Origin of the sequence: Butyrivibrio sp. VCD2006, from assembly GCF_000423925.1 — a bacterium.
Taxonomy (GTDB): domain Bacteria; phylum Bacillota; class Clostridia; order Lachnospirales; family Lachnospiraceae; genus Butyrivibrio.
On sequence record NZ_AUIX01000021.1, the window covers coordinates 21,223 to 45,700 of the forward strand.

24 protein-coding genes are annotated in these 24,478 nt (G+C 41.8%); all 24 read left to right on the forward strand.

The genetic code is table 11. From position 1 onward, the window contains the following. Window positions 1-287: 287 nt before the first annotated feature. The 24 genes from xseB to G586_RS0109090 all read left to right on the forward strand — a co-directional run bounded on the left by xseB (window position 288) and on the right by G586_RS0109090 (window position 24,129). Window positions 288-512, forward strand: coding sequence for an exodeoxyribonuclease VII small subunit (gene xseB / locus G586_RS0108970; protein WP_026527502.1), 225 nt, complete (start codon window positions 288-290; stop codon window positions 510-512). After that, window positions 512-1,432, forward strand: a complete 921-nt coding sequence (locus G586_RS0108975; RefSeq protein WP_035772868.1) for a polyprenyl synthetase family protein — start codon at window positions 512-514, stop codon at window positions 1,430-1,432. The genes xseB and G586_RS0108975 overlap by 1 nt, the downstream gene beginning before the upstream one ends. A 50-nt stretch (window positions 1,433-1,482) precedes the next feature. Beyond that, window positions 1,483-3,351: a 1-deoxy-D-xylulose-5-phosphate synthase gene (gene dxs / locus G586_RS0108980; RefSeq protein WP_026527504.1), complete on the forward strand. Its 1,869-nt coding sequence runs from the start codon at window positions 1,483-1,485 to the stop codon at window positions 3,349-3,351. Next, entirely contained in the window at window positions 3,344-4,234 is an 891-nt protein-coding gene (locus G586_RS0108985) for a TlyA family RNA methyltransferase (protein WP_026527505.1), read from the forward strand. Before dxs ends, G586_RS0108985 begins: the two co-directional genes overlap by 8 nt. Window positions 4,235-4,240: 6 nt before the next feature. Continuing rightward, the gene (locus G586_RS0108990; RefSeq protein ID WP_026527506.1) at window positions 4,241-5,095 is read left to right on the forward strand and encodes an NAD(+)/NADH kinase; all 855 of its coding nucleotides are present in this window, start codon (window positions 4,241-4,243) and stop codon (window positions 5,093-5,095) included. Further along, entirely contained in the window at window positions 5,092-5,538 is a 447-nt protein-coding gene (gene argR / locus G586_RS0108995; RefSeq protein ID WP_026527507.1) for an arginine repressor, read from the forward strand. Before G586_RS0108990 ends, argR begins: the two co-directional genes overlap by 4 nt. 100 nt (window positions 5,539-5,638) lie before the next feature. After that, entirely contained in the window at window positions 5,639-7,348 is a 1,710-nt protein-coding gene (gene recN, locus G586_RS0109000) for a DNA repair protein RecN (protein ID WP_026527508.1), read from the forward strand. 44 nt (window positions 7,349-7,392) lie between these two features. Continuing rightward, a complete protein-coding gene (locus G586_RS0109005; protein ID WP_026527509.1) occupies window positions 7,393-8,031 on the forward strand; it encodes a DUF1836 domain-containing protein in 639 nt (212 codons plus the stop codon). A gap of 113 nt (window positions 8,032-8,144) precedes the next feature. After that, the gene (locus G586_RS27220; RefSeq protein ID WP_255346250.1) at window positions 8,145-8,279 is read left to right on the forward strand and encodes a hypothetical protein; all 135 of its coding nucleotides are present in this window, start codon (window positions 8,145-8,147) and stop codon (window positions 8,277-8,279) included. Between the two features lie 8 nt (window positions 8,280-8,287). Further along, complete coding sequence (locus G586_RS0109015; RefSeq protein WP_026527510.1) at window positions 8,288-10,741, forward strand: ATP-dependent helicase; 2,454 nt, start codon at window positions 8,288-8,290, stop codon at window positions 10,739-10,741. Between the two features lie 167 nt (window positions 10,742-10,908). Then, on the forward strand, window positions 10,909-11,175 hold the full coding sequence (locus G586_RS0109020) for a hypothetical protein (protein ID WP_026527511.1): 267 nt from the start codon (window positions 10,909-10,911) through the stop codon (window positions 11,173-11,175). After that, on the forward strand, window positions 11,172-12,587 hold the full coding sequence (gene rlmD, locus G586_RS0109025; protein ID WP_026527512.1) for a 23S rRNA (uracil(1939)-C(5))-methyltransferase RlmD: 1,416 nt from the start codon (window positions 11,172-11,174) through the stop codon (window positions 12,585-12,587). Before G586_RS0109020 ends, rlmD begins: the two co-directional genes overlap by 4 nt. A gap of 809 nt (window positions 12,588-13,396) precedes the next feature. Continuing rightward, window positions 13,397-14,200 carry a hypothetical protein gene (locus G586_RS0109035; protein ID WP_026527513.1) on the forward strand — a complete coding sequence of 268 codons (804 nt, stop codon included), beginning with the start codon at window positions 13,397-13,399 and terminating at the stop codon, window positions 14,198-14,200. 144 nt (window positions 14,201-14,344) lie between these two features. After that, window positions 14,345-15,388, forward strand: coding sequence for an aminoglycoside phosphotransferase family protein (locus G586_RS0109040; protein ID WP_035772870.1), 1,044 nt, complete (start codon window positions 14,345-14,347; stop codon window positions 15,386-15,388). Then, window positions 15,379-15,519, forward strand: a complete 141-nt coding sequence (locus G586_RS26560; protein WP_196811567.1) for a hypothetical protein — start codon at window positions 15,379-15,381, stop codon at window positions 15,517-15,519. The genes G586_RS0109040 and G586_RS26560 overlap by 10 nt, the downstream gene beginning before the upstream one ends. A gap of 154 nt (window positions 15,520-15,673) precedes the next feature. Then, window positions 15,674-16,639: a DEAD/DEAH box helicase gene (locus G586_RS22280; RefSeq protein ID WP_207640721.1), complete on the forward strand. Its 966-nt coding sequence runs from the start codon at window positions 15,674-15,676 to the stop codon at window positions 16,637-16,639. A 148-nt stretch (window positions 16,640-16,787) separates the two neighbouring features. Further along, window positions 16,788-17,279 (forward strand): hypothetical protein, encoded by a 492-nt coding sequence (locus tag G586_RS22285; RefSeq protein WP_051204670.1) that lies wholly within the window; start codon window positions 16,788-16,790, stop codon window positions 17,277-17,279. Between the two features lie 255 nt (window positions 17,280-17,534). After that, the gene (locus tag G586_RS22290; protein WP_051204671.1) at window positions 17,535-19,487 is read left to right on the forward strand and encodes an IS3 family transposase; all 1,953 of its coding nucleotides are present in this window, start codon (window positions 17,535-17,537) and stop codon (window positions 19,485-19,487) included. Then, window positions 19,456-19,914: a hypothetical protein gene (locus tag G586_RS22295; protein ID WP_051204672.1), complete on the forward strand. Its 459-nt coding sequence runs from the start codon at window positions 19,456-19,458 to the stop codon at window positions 19,912-19,914. The genes G586_RS22290 and G586_RS22295 overlap by 32 nt, the downstream gene beginning before the upstream one ends. Before the next feature lie 31 nt (window positions 19,915-19,945). Next, window positions 19,946-21,265 carry an IS3 family transposase gene (locus G586_RS0109070; RefSeq protein WP_081674299.1) on the forward strand — a complete coding sequence of 440 codons (1,320 nt, stop codon included), beginning with the start codon at window positions 19,946-19,948 and terminating at the stop codon, window positions 21,263-21,265. A 444-nt stretch (window positions 21,266-21,709) separates the two neighbouring features. Further along, complete coding sequence (locus G586_RS0109075; RefSeq protein WP_026527516.1) at window positions 21,710-21,922, forward strand: helix-turn-helix domain-containing protein; 213 nt, start codon at window positions 21,710-21,712, stop codon at window positions 21,920-21,922. Then, complete coding sequence (locus tag G586_RS0109080; protein ID WP_026527517.1) at window positions 21,916-22,353, forward strand: DUF4869 domain-containing protein; 438 nt, start codon at window positions 21,916-21,918, stop codon at window positions 22,351-22,353. Before G586_RS0109075 ends, G586_RS0109080 begins: the two co-directional genes overlap by 7 nt. 172 nt (window positions 22,354-22,525) lie before the next feature. Next, window positions 22,526-23,128 (forward strand): DUF6088 family protein, encoded by a 603-nt coding sequence (locus G586_RS0109085; protein WP_026527518.1) that lies wholly within the window; start codon window positions 22,526-22,528, stop codon window positions 23,126-23,128. Next, window positions 23,128-24,129, forward strand: coding sequence for a nucleotidyl transferase AbiEii/AbiGii toxin family protein (locus G586_RS0109090; RefSeq protein WP_026527519.1), 1,002 nt, complete (start codon window positions 23,128-23,130; stop codon window positions 24,127-24,129). Before G586_RS0109085 ends, G586_RS0109090 begins: the two co-directional genes overlap by 1 nt. Window positions 24,130-24,478: the final 349 nt, after the last annotated feature.

Genomic DNA, 24,478 nt, shown 5'->3' on the forward strand with positions numbered 1-24,478 from the left:
TTCTCTAGAAGGGGAGGCCAGACAACATTAGCCTTCCCCCAAAGGGGGAGGGCATAGAAAGAGGGCAGGCAGCATAAGCCTTCCCCCAGAGGGGGAAGGCATAGAGAGAGGGCAGACAGCATAAGCCTTCCCCAAAAGGGGGAAGGCATAGAAAGAGGGCAGACAGCATAAGCCTTCCTTAGAGGGGAGGGCAGACAACATAAGCCTTCTCTAGAAGGGGAGGGCAGACAACATTAGCCTTCCCCCTCTGGGGGAAGGTGTCAGCGAAGCTGACGGATGAGGGTCATATGGCAAATAAGAACGAAGAAAAAGAATTAACAATAGAGGAAGCCTTCAGTGAAGTCGATGAGAGAATCAAAGCTCTCGAAAAGAGCGACGTTACTTTGGAGGAGTCATTTAAGTATTTCAAGGAAGGCATGGACCTTCTTAAGTACTGTAATGATTCAATAGACAAGGTTGAGAAGAAGGTACAGAAGGTTATGGCTGACGGCCGTACGGAGGATTTCGAATAATGTCCGAATTTGAAAAAATGTTGGATGAAAAAGCTGCTGAGGCGGAAGAGATAATAAGAAGTTTTCTGCCGGCAGAAGAGGGTTATCAGAAAAAGGTCATTGAGGCCATGAACTATAGTGTTATGGCCGGTGGAAAGCGAATAAGGCCGGTGCTGATGCTGGAGATGTTTAAAATATTCTCCGGTGAGCCAAAGGAGCTGATTGCACCGATGGCTGCTGCGATAGAGATGATCCACACCTATTCACTGGTTCACGATGATCTTCCTGCAATGGATAATGACGAATACAGAAGAGGCAGAAAAACCACCCATGTTGTCTATGGCCCCGGAATGGCTACTCTTGCAGGTGACGGACTTCTGAATTATGCATACGAGACTGCGCTGAAAGTATTTTTATGCAAATGTGAACTTACAGCTTTTGATGGTGATATAAGTGACAGAAGGGCCAAGGCTCTTGAAATTCTCACAAGAAAAGCCGGCATATACGGAATGGTCGGTGGACAGTGTGCCGACATAGAGGCTGAGGGTAAGGCTTCGGCTACGTCAGAGGAGCTGATTTTCATACATGAGAATAAGACCGCTGCCATGCTTGAGAGCAGCATGATGATAGGAGCGCTTCTTGCAGGCGCTGATAATAAAGCGGTTTCTGATATTGAGCAGGCTGCCAGGAAGATAGGAGTTGCTTTCCAGATCCAGGACGATGTTCTTGATGTGACAGGCGATGAGGCTGAACTTGGAAAGCCGATAGGCTCCGACGAGAAGAATGAAAAGACAACCTATGTCACGCTTCATGGACTTGAGGCTTCCAGGAAGGAAGTTGAGAAATTTTCAAATGAAGCAGTGGAGATTCTTTCGAAATACAGTGGAAGCGAAGAGTTTCTGATTCCGCTGGTACAATGGATGATTTCCCGCAAAAAGTGATACTCTGCTGTGATATTGCAGAGTGTAGAATATGACGGATGAGGGCATATATGTTACTCGACAACATAAATAAACCAAATGACATAAAGAAAATTCCGACTGGCAAGCAGAAAGAGCTTGCGCAGGAAATTCGTGATTTTCTCATAGAAAAGATAAGCCATACAGGAGGACATCTTGCATCTAATCTTGGTGTGGTTGAGCTTACGATGGCACTTCATTTGGAACTTGATCTGCCAAAGGATAAGATCATATGGGACGTAGGACACCAGTCCTATACACATAAACTTCTTACCGGACGTAAGGATGGTTTTGATAATCTCAGGAAATTTGGAGGAATGAGCGGATTCCCCAAGAGATCTGAGTCCGACTGTGATTCATTTGATACAGGACACAGTTCAACCAGTATATCTGCGGGACTTGGAATGGTGAGAGCAAGGCAGCTTTCCGATGAAAAATTCACTGTTGTTTCAGTTATCGGTGACGGATCACTCACAGGCGGACTTGCCTATGAGGCTCTTAATAATGCTGCAAAGCTTGATACGAATTTCATTATGGTATTAAACGACAATGAGATGTCAATCTCAGAGAACGTCGGCGGAATGGCGAAATACCTCAATGTTGTAAGAACCGCGGAAGGATACCTTAATCTGAGGGATGATATTTACAATTCCCTTAAGGACTCAAGTCCTAAGATGGTAAGCGGAATCAGACGTGCAAAGAACAGCTTTAAGCAGCTCTTTGTACCGGGCATGGTTTTTGAAAATCTTGGTATCACGTATCTTGGACCTATTGATGGTCACAATATACCTGCACTTAGAGCAGCTATCAGAGAAGCTAAGAAGGTCCGCAAGGCTGTCATGATCCATGTGGTTACCAAGAAAGGTAAAGGCTTTGAGCCTGCTGAGAGGCATCCTGCGCGTTTCCATGGCACGGAACCTTTCCTCGTTGAAAACGGTATTCCGAGGAATCCCAGAACCACAGCTAATTATCAGGACATTTTCAGTACTGTTATGTGCAAGATCGGCGAGCGTGAGCCAAAAGCGGTTGCAATAACTGCAGCTATGGCCGATGGTACCGGATTAAAGAGATTTAGAAATATGTATCCCGAGAGATTCTTTGACGCAGGGATAGCAGAGGAGCATGCGGTTACATTTGCCGCAGGACTTGCGGTTGGCGGATACCATCCTATATTTGCCGTATATAGCTCATTTTTACAGAGGGCCTATGATCAGGTTATGGAGGATGTATGTCTGCAGAACCTTCCTGTTACATTTGCGATAGACAGAGCAGGACTTGTAGGTAGTGATGGCGAGACACATCAGGGAATATTTGATCTGTCTTATCTGTCAAGTATGCCCAATATGCATATCATGGCACCCAAGAACAAATGGGAGCTGTCTGATATGATGAAGTTTGCGATTGCATTTAACGGGCCTATGGCTATCAGATATCCGAGAGGCACGGCTTACGACGGACTTGCTGATTTCCGTGCACCGATTGAAATGGGAAAAGCTGAGCCGATTTACAAGGAAAGAGACATAGTACTCTTTGCAATTGGCAGCATGGTTAAGACCGCTGAAAAGGTAAGAGAAATTCTTCTTGAAAAGGGCTACAACTGCTCGCTCACAAATGCGAGATTTGTTAAGCCTCTCGACGAAGAGTATATAAAGGAAGCAGCCAAGAAGCATAAACTCATGGTTACTATGGAAGAGAATGTTGAATATGGCGGCTTTGGTGATCAGGTAAGACGTTTTATATGCGATGAGGGAGTTGACATACATCATCTATGCATCGCGCTTCCTGATTCATTTGTGACACATGGATCCTGCGATCAGCTCTACAAGGAGCTGGGTGTGGATGCTGAGTCTGTTGCAAAGAAAGTAATGAAAAAATACGAGGAAATAGAAATAAATGGCTAAGGAAAGACTGGATGTCATTCTGGTTTCCAGAGGGCTTGCACCGTCAAGGGAAAAGGCAAAGGCTGTCATTATGGCAGGCGATGTTTTTGTAAACGGACAGAGAGAGGACAAGCCCGGAACCTCCTTTGATGAATCAAAAATCACATCACTTGAAGTCAAGGGTGAGCAGCTCCCCTATGTGAGCAGAGGCGGACTTAAGCTTGAAAAGGCGATGAAGAGCTTTGAACTTAAGCTTGACGGCTTTGTATGCATGGATATCGGAGCGTCCACCGGAGGCTTTACGGATTGCATGCTTCAGAACGGAGCAATCAAGGTTTACGCTGTGGATGTGGGACATGGACAGCTTGCATGGAAGCTCAGATCAGACGAGAGAGTTGTCTGCATGGAGAAAACAAATTTCAGATATCTCACAAGAGATGACATAGATGATGATCTTGATTTCGCATCGGTTGATGTGTCATTTATATCTCTTACAAAGATCCTCATACCTGCAAGAAAGCTTCTAAAGGACGGCGGCGAGATGGTATGTCTCATCAAGCCTCAGTTCGAAGCAGGCAGGGAGAAGGTAGGAAAAAAGGGTGTTGTAAGAGAACCTGAGACCCATGAGGAGGTCATCTGTAAAGTAATAGATTTTGCTCATATAATCGGGTTTAAGGTTTTGAATCTTGATTTTTCACCGGTCAGAGGACCGGAAGGTAATATCGAATATCTTCTTTACATCAAAAAGGATGAGAGCAAAAACGCTGAAGTTAGCGAGATAAATGAAGGCGAGGGACTTCATATGCTGTCAGAGGTTTTGAGTGTGGGCAACGGATTTTCAACTGAGCCCGAGATGAAGAAGCTGATTGAGGAGACGGTGGGAAGAGCACACGGGGAGTTGTAAATATCTATGAGACGGTTTTTCATAATCACAAATAGAGGCAAGGATCCCGGTATGAAGGCAACTGCACGCATCAGGGATTATCTTGAAGCCAACGGAGCGTTTTGCGAGGTGGCCGAGGATGAGAGATTCTCTGATAAAAATGGCAGCAGGGAGTATTCATACAAGATTCCTAATAACGTGGAATGCTGCATAGTTCTCGGAGGCGACGGAACAATGCTTCAGGCTGCGGGAAATGTGCTTGGGAAAAATATCCCGCTTATCGGAGTTAACCTCGGTACTCTTGGCTATATGGCTGAGGTTGAGCTTTCAGATGCCGAGAGTGCGATGGATAAGCTTCTTAATGATGAGTATGAAATAGAAGACCGTATGATGCTTCAGGGAGTTCTCTGTCAGGGAGAAGAGAAGGGCGTTATCAATTACGCTTTAAACGATATCGTAATCGCAAGATGTTCATCACTCCAGGTTTTCAATTTTAATGTATATGTAAATGACCTGCCGCTTTCGAGCTATCAGGCTGATGGGATAATCCTTTCATCACCGACAGGTTCTACAGCTTATAATATGTCAGCCGGTGGTCCCATTGTGGATCCCAGGGCGAGGATCATGCTGCTTACACCGATATGTCCCCATGCTGCTACAGCAAGGACAATCGTTCTTTCTGAAAATGATAAGGTTACAATTGAAATCGGAAAGGGCAGAGGTGATTCCGTGCAGAGGCTGGAGGCCTCGCTGGACGGCGGACGAAGGATGATCATGGAGAGCGGGGACAGGATAGATATTACCGCTGCCAGACAGGTTACTAAGATATTGAAACTCAGCAGTGAAAGCTTTTTAAATATTTTGAGGAAAAAACTCGTATGAAGAAAAAACGTCATAATAAGTTAATTGAAATCATTCAGAATAATGTTATAGAAACTCAGGAGCAGATTGCTGATATGCTAAATGCTGAAGGGTTCAAGGTAACTCAGGCAACTGTTTCTAGAGATATAAGGGAGCTAAGGCTTACCAAGAGGGCAACGCCTGACGGAAGACATAAATATGTTTTCGTTCAGGATAGTGCCGGAATGACTGATAAGTATGCAGATGTACTAAGAGCAGGTTTTATCAGTATGGACAGCGCGCAGAACATACTTGTTATTCGTACAGTATCTGGTATGGCTATGGCAGTTGCTGCAGCTATTGATGCGCTGGAATTTGAAGAAGTAGTTGGCTGTATTGCCGGAGATGATACCATTATGGCTGCAATACGTACCAACGATGATGTTCAGAATGTTATGAGGGCTCTGAACGAAATGATCGGTTGATACCTTTAAGAATCAAGGCAGTGGAATATTGCCACTTGGTTCTGAAGGATAAACATTTTCCTTAACTTGCCCGAAGAAGCAGAAAAGGAAAGAGGTAAATATGTTATACAATCTACATGTAAAGAATCTTGCTCTTATAAATGAGCAGGAGGTTGACTTTGAGAACGGACTTAACATCATGAGTGGTGAGACCGGTGCCGGTAAGTCAGTGATAATCGGCAGCGTTAATCTGGCTCTGGGCGCTAAGGCTGATAGCGGAATGATCCGCACGGGAGCAGAATATGCTCTTATTGAGCTGACCTTTGGAATAAAAAATGAGGGACAGCTACGAAGACTTAAGGAGCTCGATATTCCTGTTGAAGATGATGGAACACTGATCCTTCAGAGAAAAATCATGGAGGGCAGGAGTGTTTGCAAGGCTAACGGCGAGACCGTAAGCGCAAGACAGCTTCGTGACCTTTCAAATATTCTTATTAACATCCATGGACAGAATGATCATCAGGAGCTTTTACACAAGAAAAAGCATCTTGAGATACTCGATGATTTTTCAGGCGAAGAGCTTATAAAGCTCAAGGAAGAATGCAGCGCGGCTTATAGCAGCTGGACGGAAATTTTAAAAAAGCTCGATGAAACTAATCTCGATGAAAGAGAGCGAGAGAGACAAAAAGACCTCGCAAGCTTTGAGTACGATGAGATAACTGAGGCCGATCCTAAAGAGGGTGAAGATGAGGAGCTTGACACCAAATATAGGAGAATGGTGAACTCACGTAAGATTGCCGAGGCAGCAGGTATCGCAGCTGAGGTAACGGGAGCCGGTGATGTTGGCGAGAGCGCAGCCGATGCCATAGGCAGGGCAGTTAGAGAACTATCTTCTGTCAGCGGATATGATGACAAAGCAAGAGAACTTCTTGATCAGCTTTCTGATATCGATAATTTATTATCGGATTTTAGGCATGCTATTTCATCCTATATCGATGAGCTTGAGTTTGATCCCGAAGATTTTGCCAATACAGAGGAGAGGCTCAACGTCATAAATCATCTTAAGGATAAGTACGGCGGAAGTATTGAAGCGGTTCTTAAGTACAGAGATGAGAAGGAAGAAGAACTCAAAAAGCTTGAGGATCTGTCTGCATACAGGGAAGAACTTCTCTTAGATGAGAAGAAGCTTCACAGTGAAGTTTTAGCAGCCTGCAAGAAAATTTCAGATCTTAGAAAAAAGAATGCTGATGTTTTGTCAGGACTACTTAAAAAGGCCCTTCAGGATCTCAACTTTATCGATGTGAGATTTGAGATAGATGTTGATTCTTCAGAGGATAAGGCTTCAGCTAACGGATATGACGATGTGGAATTTATGATTTCCACTAACCCCGGTGAGAAGATAAGACCCTTGGAGCAGGTTGCAAGCGGCGGTGAGCTTTCAAGAATTATGCTTGCGATTAAGACTGTAGTTGCGGAGAAGGACGACATCGACACTCTCATTTTTGATGAGATCGACGCGGGTATCAGCGGACAGACTGCCTGGAAGGTATCGGAGAAGCTTGGAATACTCGCAAGAGGACACCAGATTATCTGCATAACACATCTTCCGCAGATTGCCTCAATGGCGGACACTCACTATGAGATTGCCAAGGGAACTCACGAAGAGGATGGAAGTGAGAGAACCGTTACCCGCATAAGAAAGCTCTCTGATGATGAGAGGGCATCTGAACTTGCAAGAATGCTTGGCGGAGCACAGATAACAGATTCCACCATGGAAAATGCGAGAGAGATGATGCGACAAGCTGATGGCGTTAAGAAAGAAATTGCATGATAACAATGATCAGATGATTACAGATCCATGACCGGAGATAAGATATGACACTAGATTACGACGATTTTTTAAACAGCATTATGGCCAGCATGGACAGGACCAAGCAGGTTGATGTTAATGACATACCAAACATTGACCTGTATATGGACCAGTTGCTTACTTTTATGGACGAGAGCCTTAGAAAGTCATCAAGGCATCCTGATGTTGACAAGATCCTTACAAAGACCATGATCAACAACTATGCCAAGAACGACCTTCTTCCGCCTCCCGTCAAGAAGAAGTATTCGAAGGACCATATCATACTTTTGATGTTTATCTATTACTATAAAAACATGTTGTCCTTCAGTGACATTCAGACTCTCTTCGAGCCTGTCTACAAGAGGTTCGGAAAAGATGATGAAGACATTAACCTAAAGGATATCTATAAGACTATTTATGATGAGCAGGAGGACATCATCGCTCATCTTAAGGAAGATATAAAGGAAAAGTATAAGCGTGCACAGGAGTCGTTCCCTGAGGCTAAGGGCCAGGATAAGAATGAGCTTCAGATGTTCAACTTTGTATCCATGCTTTCCTATGATGTTTTCATGAAAATGCTTCTCATCCAGAATATTATTGACCATATTCAGGAGGAGAGGGGCGAATCTGGAGAAAGAAAAGAGTACCGGAAAAAAAGAAAATAATTCTTGGAAAAAAAGAAAATAATTCTTGGAAAAGAAGAAAATTATTCTTGGAAAAGAAGAAAATAATTCTTGGAAAACAAGAAAATAATTCTTGGAAAAGAAGAAAATAATTCTTGGAAAAGAAGAAAATTATTCTTGGAAAAGAAGAAAATTATTCTTGGAAAAGAAGAGCAGTAATATTATATATGCCTTCTCCTTGGGGAGAAGGTGCCCGAAGGGCGGATGAGGGGATTTTCAGAAAGGTTTGATTTTTTTAATGAGTATATACGATACACTTAATACCGAACAGAAAAAAGCGGTTCTGCAGACAGATGGTCCGGTACTGATACTTGCGGGAGCAGGTTCCGGAAAGACCAGAGTGTTGACACACAGAATCGCTTATTTGATTGATGAATGCGGAGTTAATCCCTGGAACATTCTTGCCATTACCTTTACGAATAAGGCAGCAGGCGAGATGAGAGAAAGGGTTGATAAGATTGTTGGCTTTGGCGCAGAGAGCATTTGGGTTGCGACTTTTCACTCAACCTGTGTGAGGATTCTTAGACGCTACGCTGACAGACTCGGATATGATAACAATTTTACGATCTATGACACCGATGATTCAAAGTCCGTTTTAAAGGACATCTGTAAGAGATATCAGCTTGAGACTACAACGCTAAAACTCAGAAATATCCAGAACTCAATATCTCATGCGAAGGATAATTGCGTTGATGCTGAAGAGTACAGACTTGCGTCAGGCGGAGACAGAAACAAGGAAAAAATCGCCAAGGCATACATGGAGTATCAGAGCACTCTTAAAAAGAACAATGCCATGGACTTTGATGATCTTTTGCTTAATACTGTAAAGCTTTTCAAGGACGAGCCTGAGGTACTTGCGCAGTATCAGGAGAGATTTAAGTACATCATGGTGGACGAGTACCAGGATACAAACAATGTGCAGTTTGAGTTTGTAAGACTTCTTGCCGACAGATATAAGAACCTTTGCGTCGTAGGTGACGATGATCAGAGTATTTACAGATTCCGCGGTGCGAATATCAGGAATATCCTGGACTTTGAAAAGGTGTATCCGGATGCTACAGTAATAAAGCTTGAGCAGAATTACAGATCTACACAGAGCATCCTTGATGCGGCAAACGCAGTCATCAGACATAATTACGGAAGAAAAGATAAGGCACTTTGGACCGATGAAGGTAAGGGCGAGCTTGTAAGACTTAAGGTAGTTGGACAGGCTCCTGAGGAAGCTGACTTTGTAGCCTCAGAGATTTGCAAATTAAAGAAAACCGGAAAGGCTGATTATCGCGATATCGCCGTTTTATACAGAACTAATGCACAGTCACGACTTTTGGAAGAACGATTTGTTTACGAGGGAATTCCCTATGATCTTGTGGGCGGAGTAAACTTCTATGGAAGACGTGAGATCAAGGATCTTTTGGCATATCTTAAAACCATTGATTCAGGTGCGGATGATCTTGCGGCGAGACGTATCATAAATGTACCCAAGCGCGGCATCGGTGCTACCAGCATCACTCATGTTCAGGAGTACGCAGATAAGGCTAATATCAGTTTTCTTAAGGCATGTGCGGAAGCTGACATGATTCCGGGACTTAATAAAACTGCTCAGGCTAAGTGCAAAGCATTTGCGAATATGATCACTGTTTTCAGAGCCTTTGCTAAGGAAGCAAGACTTGATCAGCTCATGCAGCATATTATAAGAGAGATTGGCTACATCGATTACCTCTATACGATTGATGAAGATGCGAATACTGAGGATAACGAGCGTGAGCAGAACGTGGACGAACTTATTTCCAAGATGGCCGGCTATGAGGACAAGGAGGAAGAGCCTACACTTACGGGATTCCTTGAGGAAGTGGCTCTCGTGGCTGACATCGATAATGTCTCAGAGGATGATGATAAGGTTCTTTTAATGACACTCCACAGCGCTAAGGGGCTTGAGTTTGACCATGTTTATCTGACAGGTATGGAGGAGAATGTTTTCCCGAGCTTTATGGCGCTCATGAACGAGGGTGAAGATCCTGAGGGACTTGAGGAAGAGAGGCGTCTTGCTTATGTGGGAATCACAAGAGCAAGGAAGCATCTGACTCTCACAACTGCGAGAAGCAGAATGACAAGGGGACAGCTTCAGTACAATGCTATCAGCAGATTTGTATCAGAGATACCTGATGAGCTTCTGGAGAAGGTAGGAGCAGCAGAGGCTGCCTATATGTATGACGGTGGCGAATCCATCGATGACGATGATGATATCGATCTGGATACAGGCAGGATCTTTAAGAAAAAGATGGATTTTTCTAAGCCCACCTATGCAGCGGGAACGGCAAGCTCACCGCTTCACAGAAGTGCTTACGGAGGAACAAAAGCTGCCACGCAGCCTGCTTATGGTAGACCTGTGGCTAAGCCAGCACCTCCTAAGAAGAGAGCGGTTCCAAAGGATAAACCTTTCATAGCGGGAGCGGCAAGTGCCCACAGCAAGGCTTCACTCGGAAAGCCCGGACTTGCAGGTCTGTCAAAAGGAGCACCTGCATCAGCAGCACTTGAGTACGGTGTCGGAGATAGGGTTGCCCATGTAAAATTCGGAGCCGGAACAGTGCTTGATATTGTGAAGGAACCCAGAGATTATAAGGTTACAATCAATTTTGACGAGTATGGACAGAAGATAATGTTCGCCGCTTTTGCTAAGCTTAAAAAAATATAAACTGTGCTAAAGCGATAGAAACATTACCATTTATTGGATATAATTATATTTGTAATTGTGTCAGATAAGTTGATATATTAAGCCTTCCCACTTTTAAGGTGGAAGGTGTCAGCGAAGCTGACGGATGAGGGTTTAAGTAACTATAGTATCTTGGAAAGGGGAATGTAATGGATAAGAACAGAATTGAAGAACTTCTTGAGATGACAAGAATCAATGAACTTTTGGAGAAGAAGGAAGCAGCAAACGCTAAGAAGCCCGCGAACATAGTATTGTGGTGCCTGGCAGTTTTCGGAGCAATTGCAGCAGTAGCGACAATCGCTTATCTCGTTTTCGATTACATGATGCCCGAGTACGAGGATGATTATGATTATGACGATGACGATTTCGACGACTTTGATGATGACGATTTCGTTGATCTGGATTTGGAGAAATGAAGAAAAAAGATATAGTAACGGGCAGAATTGTTCGAGTTGAATTTCCTAACAAGGGAATCATGGAGACACCTGAAGGAAAGGTAATCGTAAAGAATACCCTTCCCGGTCAGAAGGTGTCCAGTGTGATTATTAAAAACAGAAATGGCAGAGCAGAAGGTAGGCTCCTCGAGGTTCTCGAAGAGCCTATTGATGCTATAGAAAGCCCCTGCATTCACTTCGGTAAATGCGGAGGCTGTAGTTATCTTACCATGCCTTATGTCAAGGAGCTTGGCATGAAGGAGCAGCAGGTAAGACACATCCTTAATCCTATTCTGGAGAGACAGGAACAGAACTACACTTGGGAAGGTATAAAAACCAGCCCTATCAAATTTGCATACAGAAATAAGATGGAGTTTACCTTCGGCGATGAAGAGCTTGGCGGACCCCTTGCTCTTGGCATGCACAAAAGAAACAGCATGCATGACATAGTAAGTGTTACAGGCTGCCGAATCGTCGACGATGACTACAACAGCATCCTCAGCGCAACACTCTCATATTTCGGAGAGATGTACAGGGATGAAAAAATCACCTTCTACCACAGAATGAAACAGGAGGGCTATCTTCGACACCTTCTCGTAAGAAAGGCTCAGAAGACTGGCGATATCCTGATCGATATAGTAACAACAACTCAGGAAGATCATAATCTTATGGATTATGCTGAGATGCTTTTGACTCTGGAGCTTTCCGGCCATATTGTGGGAATCCTTCACACTAAAAATGATGCCAAGGCTGATGCTATCATAGATGAGGGCACAACCATTCTCTATGGCCAGGATTATTTTTATGAGGAGCTTCTTGGACTTAAGTTCAGGATCACACCCTTCTCATTCTTTCAGACCAATTCACTTAGTGCAGAGGTTCTTTACGGAACAGTCAGAGAGTACATTGACGGACTCTACGACAACACCAGTGAGGATCCCGGTGACAAGATAATCTACGATCTTTACTGCGGTACAGGAACAATAGCGCAGATAATTGCACCCATTGCCAACAAGGTTATCGGTGTTGAAATAGTTGAAGAAGCAGTTGCTGCAGCCAAGGAAAATGCTGCACGCAACCGCCTTGTGGATTGCGAATTCATCGCAGGAGACGTCCTGAAGGTCCTTGATGACATCACAGAAAAACCTGATCTCATCATCCTTGACCCTCCCCGCGAAGGCATCAACCCCAAGGCCCTTAAGAAGATCATCGACTATGGCGTGAAGCACATGATCTACGTCAGCTGCAAACCTACATCCCTTGCTCGTGACCTCGAGATATTCGCCGAGGGCGGATATTACGTTCAGAGAGCAGTGGCTGTGGATCAGTTCCCCTGGACTAATCATGTTGAAACCGTCGCCCTGTTAACGAAGACAAGCGGTAGCGAAGGCTGAGTGTTACAGGCGCGGTTGTTCTGGCGAGCCCCGTATTTTGGGGCGAGAGCAGAACTTCATTGTGAAATAGTGGTGGGAAGTAATGCGGGTTTGAGGCGATTTATAAAGGAAACTGGTCGACTTAAGGAGGTATCGGTTTGACTCCTAGGGAATTGGTCGACTTATCAAGAGAGTATTTTAGAATTATATCTTAGATTATTCTAGTTTTGCGGCTGGCGTGGCCAGCCGCGCATCTATTCCGCACAATGGCTTATGATGCTATTGTGATCGGACTATTTCCAAGTTATTTGAACTATTTTTGTTTTTGGGGACTGTTGGATTTTGATGTTTTTGGATTTGCAACAGGCTGAAAACTTGGGGCATTCCTGTTGAAATTGTTGGCTTGTTAGATTTCAACAGTGATAAAAGGCGGCATTTGCCTGTTGTAATATGTGATAATGAGAACTTCAACAGGTAGGAATAGCCTGAACTTCCTGTTGGAAATGAGATATTTGCTGATTTCAACAGGTGGAAATATCTAAAATAGTCTGTTGGAAATCGAAATATATTGATTTCAACAGGCTAAGGCGGTGTAAACAGCCTGTTGAAATATGATAAAACTGGATTATCAGCAGGAAAACAAGGATAAAAACAGCCTGTTGAGAACTTGGAAAATGTAAATTCAACAGGAGAGCATGAGTAGAAACTTCAAGCCCCAAAACAAGATAGCTGTATCAGACCATTTTGCTGACGTCAGCAAAATGGTTGAAGTAGTTGGAAAAGGGAATATTACAGAAGACACATAAATAGAAAGAGGAACAATATATTAAATGCATGGATTAAAAGAATTATTGTCATTAGAGGAACAGAGATTAAAGATTATCAAAGCGAATGTTGATGGCAGGCTCATTGATGTGCCAAATGGCACTGTTAGAGTGACATCATCCAAGGATAAGGTTCAATATATACATTGTGTTGAAGATGAAAATGAAACTGGCTACAAGCTTAGCTATATCAAGAAAGATGATATGGCACTTGTCTATCGACTCGCGCAGAAATCTTACGATCAGAAAATAAAAAAGCTTGTAGACAGGCGTTTAAAGCAGCTAGATAAACTAACCAATGAATACGAGGATAATGAGATAGAAGAAATCTATGACAAGCTTCATCCAAACAGGAAAACGCTGATTAACCCGGTAGAAATACCCTGGGAGGAGAAACTTACAGACTGGAAGAGTAATCCATATGTAGGAAAAGAGTTTGCTCCTGGTATACCTGAAATCTATACCAAGAAGGGTGAAAGAGTTCGCTCTAAATCGGAGAAAATCTTAGCGGATACCTTTTATGATCTGGGAATTGAATACAAGTATGAGTGTCCATTGAAGCTAAAAGGCTATGGAGTCGTATATCCGGATTTCACTTTCCTTAGGAAAAGAGATGGCAAGGAAATCTACTGGGAGCATGACGGAAGAATGGATGATCCGGCTTATGCGGAGAAAGCTATACGAAAGATAAATTCCTACATTGCAAATGGAATATTTCCGGGAGAACACCTGATAATATCTTACGAATCATCGGGAGTAGTAATCAATGACAAGATTATTAAAATGATGATTACAAAGTATTTAATCTGATATTAAAGAGAATCTACATAATAAGCTCACAGAGTGCAGAAATACATGATTGTAGCTATTGTGTATGCTGGAAAGCCCGGCTATGCTATGATTATTCGGGGCGAGAGTTATAAGTCGGCGAGGAAAACTTAAAAGGATTTTAGTATGGAAAATATATGTGCATTGGTAGCACAATGCGGTTTGGGGACAATTAAAGGGCAGATTCTTCCTGTATCAGGTGGGTTGATGCATAAGATGTATAAAGTGAATACAACAACAGGAACATATGCGGTTAAATGTCTTAATCCTGAAATAATGAGTAGAGCGGATGCCATGAAGAACTATGCTGAAGCAGAGAGGCTGGAAAAAATCCTGGAAGACAATAATCTTCCTATTGTGGCGGCATTATCTTTTGATGGTAGAAAAATGCTTTCGATTAGTGGAAGGCATTATTATATTTTTCCTTGGCAAGAAGGCGAAATAACAGATTTTAATGATATTTCACATGATCAGAGTTATAAAGCCGGTGAGATACTAGGAAGAATTCATGGTATTGATGTAAAAAATATATCACAAGAAGAACCTACGTTAAGTGAGGTTAATTTTGCAAAATTACTTGAAAGTGCTAAGGCTAAAGATAGTGAGATAGCACCTCTACTTGAAGCAAATATGCTTCTTCTTGTTAAGTCACAGGAAAAGTTAAATGAGGCCAGGAAAAATCTTCCTGCAATGAGAGCAATCAGTAATGATGATATGGATCCCAAGAATATTATGTGGCATGACGGAAATGCTTATGTGATTGACCTGGAATGTTTGGGATACAGTAATCCTATATCATCATGCCTTGATCTTGCGCTGCAATGGTCCGGAACTGTGAACGGCAGGTTCAATAAAGACAATTTGGAGGCTTTTTTCAAGGGGTATCTTAATGCTTATGACAATGGATTCAGGTCTTATGATGATTTGTTTGGAATAGCATTTACCTGGATAGAATGGCTTGAATACAATATTAGGCGCGCACTAGGCCTGGTGAGTAATGATGCTGAAGAGATAAGGCTTGGAGAAGTAGAAACGGAAAATACAATAAATAGGATAAAATATCTTGCTTCAGTTGAGACTGATATATGCATAGTTTTAAAAGCCTTAAGAGATGAAAAAAAGTGTAAAGTAATAGACAAATTAGCAGTTGGGAGAAGTGCATGGAGATAAATGTCAGACTTGAAGAAGAAAAAGACTATCGAAGGGTAGAGGAAATAACAAGAGCCGCTTTTGGGTATCCTGACAGAGTTGAGAGGGGGCAGATTGGTTGCCCCTATGAGCATTTAATGGAGCCTTCGTAAATGACCAGGTATAGTATATTAAAGAAACGGAACTTTATGGTGGTTTCAAAACTGGGTTCATTTTAAGGCCTATCGTTAAAAGGTGAAATGTGTTCAAAGCCAGTATTTATCGTGCTTTAGAGCTGCTGGCTGCCACGTCGAAACTGTGGTACTTTTGTCCAAACTTTCAGAAAGCCCGAAAATAGGCGTAACTTTGAATGTCAAGGACCTGCCTTTGTCGTCTGCTGAGACAAAAGCAACGTATGAAAATAAAATTGAAAAGGCATTGGCTCTTTCTGCTAATATTGTGGGGATGACTTGTAATAGGGCCGCTGCATATGATTTTAAAGATAGGACAGAAATGTTCGATGTTGCAATTATCGATGAGGTTTGCAAGGCAACGCTACCGGAAATCCTATCGCCACTTGTTATTTCAAGAAAAGCGGTACTGCTTGGCGATCCTAAGCAGTTACCGCCCGTTTTTTGTTCTGAAGAACAAGAGATCATAAGAAGCATTCAAAACTGTAATTTGAACCGTTTCATGTACATAGATACTCTTTTTAACGAATGCAAAAAGGTTTCTGTGCTGGATACACAGTATCGTATGTCAAATCAGATTGGTTGTATGATTTCTGATTTGTTTTATAATGGCTCTTTGAAAAATGGCTGGAATGAGGATGTTGAAGATGGATTAACTTGGATCACATATGAACCGTCAAATGACTGGCCTATTCCAACAGAAGAATTATCGGATAGACCAAAGATCTATAATGAGGATGAATGTAAGATAGTTGCTGACTTGGTGAAGCAGATTATTAGCGAGGGTAATCCAAATACAACAGTTGCTGTAATTGCACCATATCGTGCCCAGATATCATCTCTGCGAAAGGCGTGTATTAATTCGGATCGTGTAAAAATAGACACAGTGGATGGCTTTCAGGGAAAGGAAAGCGATGTTGTGATTTTTTCGGTTACCAGAACTAAGGGATCATATAGATTCCTTGCTGATGATAGGCGGATCAATGTTGCGCTATCTAGAGCCAGAGATAGGATATTCATTGTTGGCAATCAAGAGTATTCTGAGAGGGACCCGCTATTGAAAACAATTATGGGAAAATGCAAAATCATAGAATGGCAATAAATAAGCGGTTAGCAGCGTAAAAAGTAATTTCAAACATATGGAAGTGTGCGAAAACTGATAACAGTTGACTAATACCTTCTTAAGAGTGACGTATAGTATGCCCGCTACGTGGGACAAACACTATATGTTCAAATAAGGAGGTATCACAATGACAGAAGCAATGGCGCGTCAGATAACGCAGCTAAGAATGAAAGGCCTTGGCTACAAATCAATAGCTATAGTAGTAGGAACATCAAGAGAGAATGTCAGGTATTTTTGTAAGACACATGGTCTTGCAGGTGATGTTGAGCAGATAAAGGCAACTTTCAAAGATGAGAATGCCCCTAGCAGATGCAAATTCTGTGGTAAAAGGATCGAGAGAAATCCTAAATCCGGGAAGAAGCTCTTTTGCTCGGATGAGTGCAGAAGAGCATGGTGGAAGCAACACCCGGAGAAAAGTGTTCATTCCCAAGAAGCAACTTACACTTTTGAGTGCGCCTACTGCAAGCGGTACTTTTCAGCATATGGGAATAAATTTAGAAAATACTGCAGTCATGATTGCTATGTCATGGACAGTTTTTGGAAGAATGGAAATTTGAATCATGTGGTGCCCAAGTCAAAGATCAGGGCAGGAATCAAGGATATTGTTTTGGAAGCGTAAACTAAAATGGTTTACAAGTTAAATATGCATGCTGAGATTAGTGGTTGTTGCATTTTTTGCAACAACCATTTTATGAAAACGCTGTTGAAAAACTAACTATATTCGCTATAATAAGCTTAACAGGAGCTCCCACACCTCTCATTGAAGTGTCCAATGGGAGCACATTTTAAACTGATACCCAGATGATGGACTTCAACATGACAGTTGAAATACCCATTGTCTGGGTATTTCTATTGTCAGGAGGAATCTATCATAATGTATGGAAGGGATATAAACAGAAAAAAGCTAAATGATAATCCGGTTGTCGAAACCATCTATGGTGAAACAGTGGGATTTACACTTCCCTTTAGGATAAAACTCTTCGAAAAATGGAAAGAAAACCCTACCCCTGAAACCATAGAGGAAGAGCTTAAGAAAGTTGATATTCTGGCAATAGACCTCTTATCCCATTCATTTAAAGATATATGTGCAAGATTCAAATACGGCGGATATCCTCTACCTACAGAAAAATCTCACCCTGAAATAGATCCGGAATATAAAGAAACTAATCCTTTGATACTGTCAGGGAAGTTTTACAGAAAGAAACGAGGATTCGGAATGACGATAGATCCCGGCTTTCGCCAAGAATTAATGGAAGCTTACCCTGACACATCAATTGAAGATATGTTAAGGCGCAATGGGATTGATCCACTTGATGTCGGATGTGAAAGAATCGGCAGATTGGAACAGGCTTTTAAGAGAGAAATATTCAAACGATATGCTGCGTCTGAAGGTGTTTCAAAAGTCGAGGATCATGTTTCTGCAGCCTCTCCCAAGCTCTTAGAGAATCCCTATGTAGAAAAGATAGTACGTGGAAATCTGTACATGAAAAATGCCTTCTTTAATGAGGTATACATGATACCCATTCCGCTTTCAAAGATTTTTGAGATATACGGAATTGATGATAGCTTGGTGAATACCTGGAGTAAAACGCGGATCAATTCATCTTTGCAAGCATGGAAGCCTTTGGAGACAGAGGTTATTCCATGTAATGAAGGCATTTTGAAGATACAGAATAGACGGGCTTCTATGATGTTCCAGGAAGTAAGAAAAGGTTTTTGCGAATTAGGACAGATATTCAAAACTGACAATTATGATATTCAGCGCAAAGTTTGTCGATGGGCAGATGGACTCCCCAGTGATCCTTGGGGATACTATTCCAGAAAAAGGATACTGAAACTGATGGATTTATCAAAAAGCCGCTATTACGCACTGCTACATAATGAAACATATGGAACAGGCAAAATTAACAGGTGTCGCAGAGATGAGGAATATATAGCAATAATTCGCCAGGTACTTGCATACAAAGGCTTTGAGAAAGGTATACGCCAGGTATATATGCTTATGCCAAGGGTTACCGGACAGTCTTTTAGCATGTACAAGATACGCAGGCTTATGAATAAATACGGAATCCGAACAACAATAAGACGTCCCAGCCGGAATAGAAAAGCAATGAAAGAACTCATAGCGAGAAACCAAAAAGCCAACCTCATCATGCGGAGATTCAGGCTTCACAGACCCAATGAAATAAGGCTTACAGATGTGACATATCTTGACTATGGTGATGGCCTGCGTGCCTATGGTTCAGCATCTGTGGATCCGGTTACAGGCAGACTCATATGCTTCATTGTCAGTGAAAACAATGATCTTCAGCTTGCGCTTGATACCCTGGCAGCAATGGATTCTTACCCTGCCAAAAGTGGTGCAATACTTCATTCCGACCAGGGCATGCTTTACATGAGTGATGACTTTCAGGCTGCAGTTGTTGAACGAGAACTTACGCAGTCAATGTCAAGACGCGGGAACTGCTGGGATAATGCAGTTCAGGAATCATTCTTTGGACATTTTAAAGATGAGTGCCCTTATGAAGCTTGTAAATCTTTGGATGAGTTGCAGGAATGTATTGATAGATATGGCTTTTACTATAATAATGAAAGAGGCATGTGGGATAGAGAAAAGATGACACCTGCAGAGTATGAACAATACCTGGAACAGATGAGTGAAGCAGAATTCGCCAAATATCTGGCAAGAGAAGAAGAACGCTTTGAAAAGATGAAGGTAAAGTCAGCAAAAAACGCTCACACGGCTGCAAGAAGCTATAAGGAGTTTACAGAAAAAAGTATTGGGGGATTAAACGATGAAACTGGTGGATCATTCAAAAAAGTATAAATATGAGGACGGCAGTGACAGACCTGATGAAAAGATCATTCCCTTTCTCGATAATGAGTTTGTTACTGGCTTCAAAGAGGACAGGATCTTCTACTCTAAAGACTTTGACATTGCCCTGTACAAGAAAATCCATGATGAAGGAATGACATATGTTCAGGCTTATAATGCGCTTGGATTTGACACAAGTGTTTTGGGAGAAGACCGAGCCTATTCAGCCGGAAAGCGCGTAATGCAGAAGGCCAGAGACAACAAACTTTTTACTGTAGATGAGACGAATTACGACGGCTCCGTCTCCCGTGAACAGATGGGAAATCTCACGCCAGAAGAAGAACGGGCATATCTTGTAGCGCGTAACCACTATCTTGAAGAAATGCTTTTGGCTCAAAAAAAATCCGATCCGAATTGGAGGAGTACTTTACCTGATTGAGGAAAAGGAAATCCGGGCAGACAGATTTGTTATGGTTGATTCATTTATAAATAAGCAGAAGTCAAAACTCAATGGGTATAACGTTTCACAATGCCTGCGTATGTTTGGAGTGTCTGACTCTGGCTACTATGCATGGAAAGGCCGTAAGGAAGATATATTTGGAAAACAGGCGGAGAAAAAAGCCGACAGGGATGCAATCAAGGAACTTATGCGTAGGATTATCATTGCCAGAAATGGCGTGGTTCCTGGAAAAAGGACATTCAGGGTGGAGCTTTTTAGAAGATTTGGCAGGACTGTGAATACCAAAAAGATAGCGGCGCTTATGGCTGAGATGAACATACAGGCACAGATGCCGCATAAAGATGCATATAAGCATCAGGCATCACATAATCACGTGTGCGCGGCGCCGGTAAATGCGGTGAACCAGAACTTCTTTATCGCTCCGCGAAGAGTCATTCTTTCAGACATAACATATCTTTACTATGGTGAATATCGGACCACATTTTATCTGTGCGTATTCAGGGATGCCTATACTCGTGAAAACCTTGGTTGGAGCATAGGGAGATATATGTCTCTAAAACTCGTAGAAGAAGCCTACCGGGATATGATGAGTGGTCATGCTGGCGAACTTGCGGAAGTCATGAGGACCAATGAAGTTTATGTGCACCATGATCAGGGGAGCCAGTACCTTGCCACTTCCTTTACTGAGCTACTTCACGATGATGGCTTTGTACAGTCTGTATCAGCCAGAGGCAATTCTCAGGATAACGCACCTATGGAGAGCTTCTTTGGGAGGCTTAAAACAGCCATCCTCGATATGGTTGCTATGTGCAGGGATTTTACGTCTGCAAGACAGCTTGTGGATGGTTACCTTAAGGCATACAATTCAGAGCATTATCAGTATGATCTTGCAGGACTTACTCCTGAGGAATTCTATCAGTATGCCACAACGGGAGTTTATCCACTTGACAACTACTTTGGTGTTCCTGCATCAATTATGATGACAGGTGGTGATCTGAAGAAAGTAAGACGCAGATATGCTGATGAAGAAGCTGCAGCTCGCAGAGAAGCATCCCAAAAGCATCGTGAAGAAAAACGGCTTGTTGATCCTGAAAAAGTAATACTTCGTGACCAACGCCTTCTTAAGTCAGTAATAGATAAGTGGAAGGATAAGGAAATGACAGCATCTAATCAGATCACAAAAATGCAGGCTGTCCTGGAAAAGGCCAAGAGCGCTCTTCAGTTCATAAAGTCACTTACAGAAGACAAACGCTCTGAGCTTAAAGAACCACTTGCATGGAGAAAATATACTGAATTAAGTTATGTATTCATGATGAACGAACTGTTCTGATCTATATATTCTTCAAAATCTTATATTTTTAAATACTTTACAGCTGTATAATAAACGCAGCTGTATCGTGGCAGTAAGGGTCTGGCTTATCGCAAATGCGAGTTCACCTCACTCTCTGACGGTACAGCTTTTTGATTGCCAGGGAATCCTCTGGCCTATTTGTTGTACCCTCTATCATTATCCCCTACAAAAAGCCATAAAAAAAGTACTACTGTCAACCTAAAGTCTATCGTAGTACTACTTAAAATCCATCACTGTCATATATATTTTTGCACTGTCTATTATGATTCCATTCAACCTTAAAATCTGTCACAAAAAAGTCCTTGACTTTCGAACCGGTTTATTTTATTTGTTTTGATATATGTTTGATAATACACGTTGTGTAAATAAGAGCGATATGTTATTCTTATACACAACGTGTATTTTGTTTGAAGGAGCATTCTTATGGATGATAAAGCTAAAAAAATAAAAGAACTACGTGAAAGTACTGGCATGAACCGCAAGGAGTTTTGTGAGTATTTTGATATCCCTTATAGAACTGTCACTGAATGGGAACGTGATATGCGCCATGCTCCGGACTATGTAGTAAGGCTTTTGGAGTACTACATAAGAATGGAAAAGCTGTTTAAAAAGGATGAGGACGATAAAACATGCTAAGAATTATCTTTGGTGAAACAGAAGGAGCTATGCATGTACCATCATGGTTCAGATTTAATTACGAAGAGGAGTGGTTTGAGGATCCTCTTGTAGCTGAAATAATGGCAGATGTAGATAAGTCGTATTATAAGGGAAATCAGCTTATCATAAATGATGAGATGGGGCCTATTCCGCCAGAAAGGCTTTCAGAAGGAGTACAAACACTCATTTGTATTTATAAGATGCCTGATCTTATGTATAACGCTACAAAGTGCGGAGAGAATTGTGCCAAGTGGCTTGTTGAGATTGGACGTAGAGAAGATGTTACTGTTAATTTGAGATACTATTTGCCCTTTGATGACTGTGGTGATATAGAAATTGAAATTCTCAATGCGCACAAGAAGGTTTATTCTGCTGAGGAATATAGGCATATTGCACTGAAATATGTTTGATGCCAATAGAAAAATGCTGAAGGTGGTTATTTCTATTTTGGAAACAACCACTCATCATAATAGCCGCAGCAGATCGTCAGATAAACTGCACAATTTATCTGACGAAACAGGGTGTTTGCGTATTGAAAAAGTGTCACGATAATTGTATAATAATCGTGACAGGAGGAGCGAAATGGCTACGACTATTTCTAATGAAATCAACAATAGAATATTAGAAGCAGAAGATGGTGCTATTTTCCTTACATCTGATTTTTCGGACTTAGCAAGTAATACTACGGTTAGGAAGTGCCTTGGAAGGCAAACTGAAAAAGGCAATATCAAAAGGGTTATGGATGGCGTATATGAAAAGCCACGTTATAGTTCTTTTTTGAAAGAAACACTTCCTACGAATCCAGAGGCGGTTGCTTATGCTATAGCCAGGGGATATCACTGGAGTATTTCTCCTGCGGGTGATGTTGCTCTCAATAAGTTAGGACTTTCAACGCAGGTTCCATCTGTTTGGGTTTTTGTTAGTGATGGCCCATATAGGGAGTTTGAAATAGAGAATGCGAAGCTTTCGTTTAAACACAGGACTAATAGAGATATCAGCAATATGTCGACCTTAACCGTGATGATTATTGAAGCCTTAAAGACATTAGGAAAAGAAAGAGTAGATGAGAGCATAATAAAAACTCTTAGAAATAAGATTGCTCATGAGGATAAGGAATTGATCCTTATGGAATCGGCTGACAGTGCAGAATGGATACATGAAACTATAAGGAAGGTTTGTTGCTAATGAGAAAGGTAGCCACAGCAAGTGATCAGGATAGAAGGGACCTCTTTGAAGCAACTGCAGCAAAGGTAGGGATAAGAGCAGATGCAATAGAGAAGGACTTTTGGATATGTTTCCTGATAGATCATCTTTTTAATGAAAGTAGTTTTAAGGATATATTTGTTTTTAAAGGTGGGACAAGCTTATCAAAGTCTTACCATGCTATAGAAAGGTTTTCTGAGGATATAGATTTAATCCTGGATTGGAGAAAAGTCACTGAGGGAAAGGCTGACCCATGGGATAACAGATCCAAAACCAAACAGGATCAATATAATAAGGAGCTTAATTCTGAGGCAGCTTCTTTCTATAGAGAAGTACTGGTACCGACATTGGATAAAGAATTGTCTGATAAGCTTGGAAAAACAGGACTCATATCTGTGGATACAGAGGATGAGATGGTTGTTAATTTCTTTTATCCACAGCTATTTGATGTTGATTACCTGCGTCCAGTGGTAAGACTTGAGATTGGACCGTTGGCAGAGTGGATGCCATCACATCAGACACAGATTATGCCATTTGCAGCAGAGAAGTATCCGGATGTATTTGAGCAGAAAACCACAACTGCATTAACTATAGATATTGAGCGTACTTTCTGGGAGAAGATTACGATTCTCCATAAACTTGCTAATTTCCCAGAAGGTAAGCCTTTACCTGCAAGATATGCAAGACACCTTTATGATGTATACTCTATGGGAAACTCAGCGGTTAAAGAGTCTGCATTTGGAAGAAAAGAACTGTTGGAAAAGGATGTTGCCTTTAAGCAGAAGTTTTATTATTCCAAAGGGGCTCATTATGAAACAGCTACATTAGCAAATGTACAGCTTATTCCAAGAGAAGATATAATGGCGGATGTCAAAGCTGACTATAAAGCTATGGAAAACATGATATATGGCACGGTTCCTTCTTTTGATGCTATTATTGAGTATCTTTATAAGCTTGAAAAAGAGATACATAGCCTCGTTTAAAAGGGGCAACTTTTTCCAAAATGAAAATAGTTGTCCGCTATTTCTTAACCCCTTTACCCCAAACTATGTTAAAAGGGGTAAACATATCAAAGCCCAGTATCTACGCAGTATGTTTAAATTGTCTGCAGTAGTACCGCATGTTGAGACAGTATGTTTATTGTCCAAACTTAAGGATGCTAAGCAGCATGTGGAGATTGAAGTATCTAGGGATGACTTGAATAATTAATAATTGACAGGTTATTGAGGTAGCTATATTATTACTATCAATATAATCAATTTAGGAGCACATATGAACCAGCGCTATATGTATAACTACATGGAGATGATGTATAGACATATTCGCTTATAG

Excerpts from the sequence above, each read along its gene's own strand:
- xseB (WP_026527502.1), top strand. The coding sequence starts at position 288 with ATGGCAAATAAGAACGAAGAAAAAGAATTAACAATAGAGGAAGCCTTC.
- G586_RS0108975 (WP_035772868.1), top strand. The coding sequence starts at position 512 with ATGTCCGAATTTGAAAAAATGTTGGATGAAAAAGCTGCTGAGGCGGAA.
- dxs (WP_026527504.1), top strand. The coding sequence starts at position 1,483 with ATGTTACTCGACAACATAAATAAACCAAATGACATAAAGAAAATTCCG.
- G586_RS0108985 (WP_026527505.1), top strand. The coding sequence starts at position 3,344 with ATGGCTAAGGAAAGACTGGATGTCATTCTGGTTTCCAGAGGGCTTGCA.
- G586_RS0108990 (WP_026527506.1), top strand. The coding sequence starts at position 4,241 with ATGAGACGGTTTTTCATAATCACAAATAGAGGCAAGGATCCCGGTATG.
- argR (WP_026527507.1), top strand. The coding sequence starts at position 5,092 with ATGAAGAAAAAACGTCATAATAAGTTAATTGAAATCATTCAGAATAAT.
- recN (WP_026527508.1), top strand. The coding sequence starts at position 5,639 with ATGTTATACAATCTACATGTAAAGAATCTTGCTCTTATAAATGAGCAG.
- G586_RS0109005 (WP_026527509.1), top strand. The coding sequence starts at position 7,393 with ATGACACTAGATTACGACGATTTTTTAAACAGCATTATGGCCAGCATG.
- G586_RS0109015 (WP_026527510.1), top strand. The coding sequence starts at position 8,288 with ATGAGTATATACGATACACTTAATACCGAACAGAAAAAAGCGGTTCTG.
- G586_RS0109020 (WP_026527511.1), top strand. The coding sequence starts at position 10,909 with ATGGATAAGAACAGAATTGAAGAACTTCTTGAGATGACAAGAATCAAT.
- rlmD (WP_026527512.1), top strand. The coding sequence starts at position 11,172 with ATGAAGAAAAAAGATATAGTAACGGGCAGAATTGTTCGAGTTGAATTT.
- G586_RS0109035 (WP_026527513.1), top strand. The coding sequence starts at position 13,397 with ATGCATGGATTAAAAGAATTATTGTCATTAGAGGAACAGAGATTAAAG.
- G586_RS0109040 (WP_035772870.1), top strand. The coding sequence starts at position 14,345 with ATGGAAAATATATGTGCATTGGTAGCACAATGCGGTTTGGGGACAATT.
- G586_RS26560 (WP_196811567.1), top strand. The coding sequence starts at position 15,379 with ATGGAGATAAATGTCAGACTTGAAGAAGAAAAAGACTATCGAAGGGTA.
- G586_RS22285 (WP_051204670.1), top strand. The coding sequence starts at position 16,788 with ATGACAGAAGCAATGGCGCGTCAGATAACGCAGCTAAGAATGAAAGGC.
- G586_RS22290 (WP_051204671.1), top strand. The coding sequence starts at position 17,535 with ATGTATGGAAGGGATATAAACAGAAAAAAGCTAAATGATAATCCGGTT.
- G586_RS22295 (WP_051204672.1), top strand. The coding sequence starts at position 19,456 with ATGAAACTGGTGGATCATTCAAAAAAGTATAAATATGAGGACGGCAGT.
- G586_RS0109070 (WP_081674299.1), top strand. The coding sequence starts at position 19,946 with ATGGTTGATTCATTTATAAATAAGCAGAAGTCAAAACTCAATGGGTAT.
- G586_RS0109075 (WP_026527516.1), top strand. The coding sequence starts at position 21,710 with ATGGATGATAAAGCTAAAAAAATAAAAGAACTACGTGAAAGTACTGGC.
- G586_RS0109080 (WP_026527517.1), top strand. The coding sequence starts at position 21,916 with ATGCTAAGAATTATCTTTGGTGAAACAGAAGGAGCTATGCATGTACCA.
- G586_RS0109085 (WP_026527518.1), top strand. The coding sequence starts at position 22,526 with ATGGCTACGACTATTTCTAATGAAATCAACAATAGAATATTAGAAGCA.
- G586_RS0109090 (WP_026527519.1), top strand. The coding sequence starts at position 23,128 with ATGAGAAAGGTAGCCACAGCAAGTGATCAGGATAGAAGGGACCTCTTT.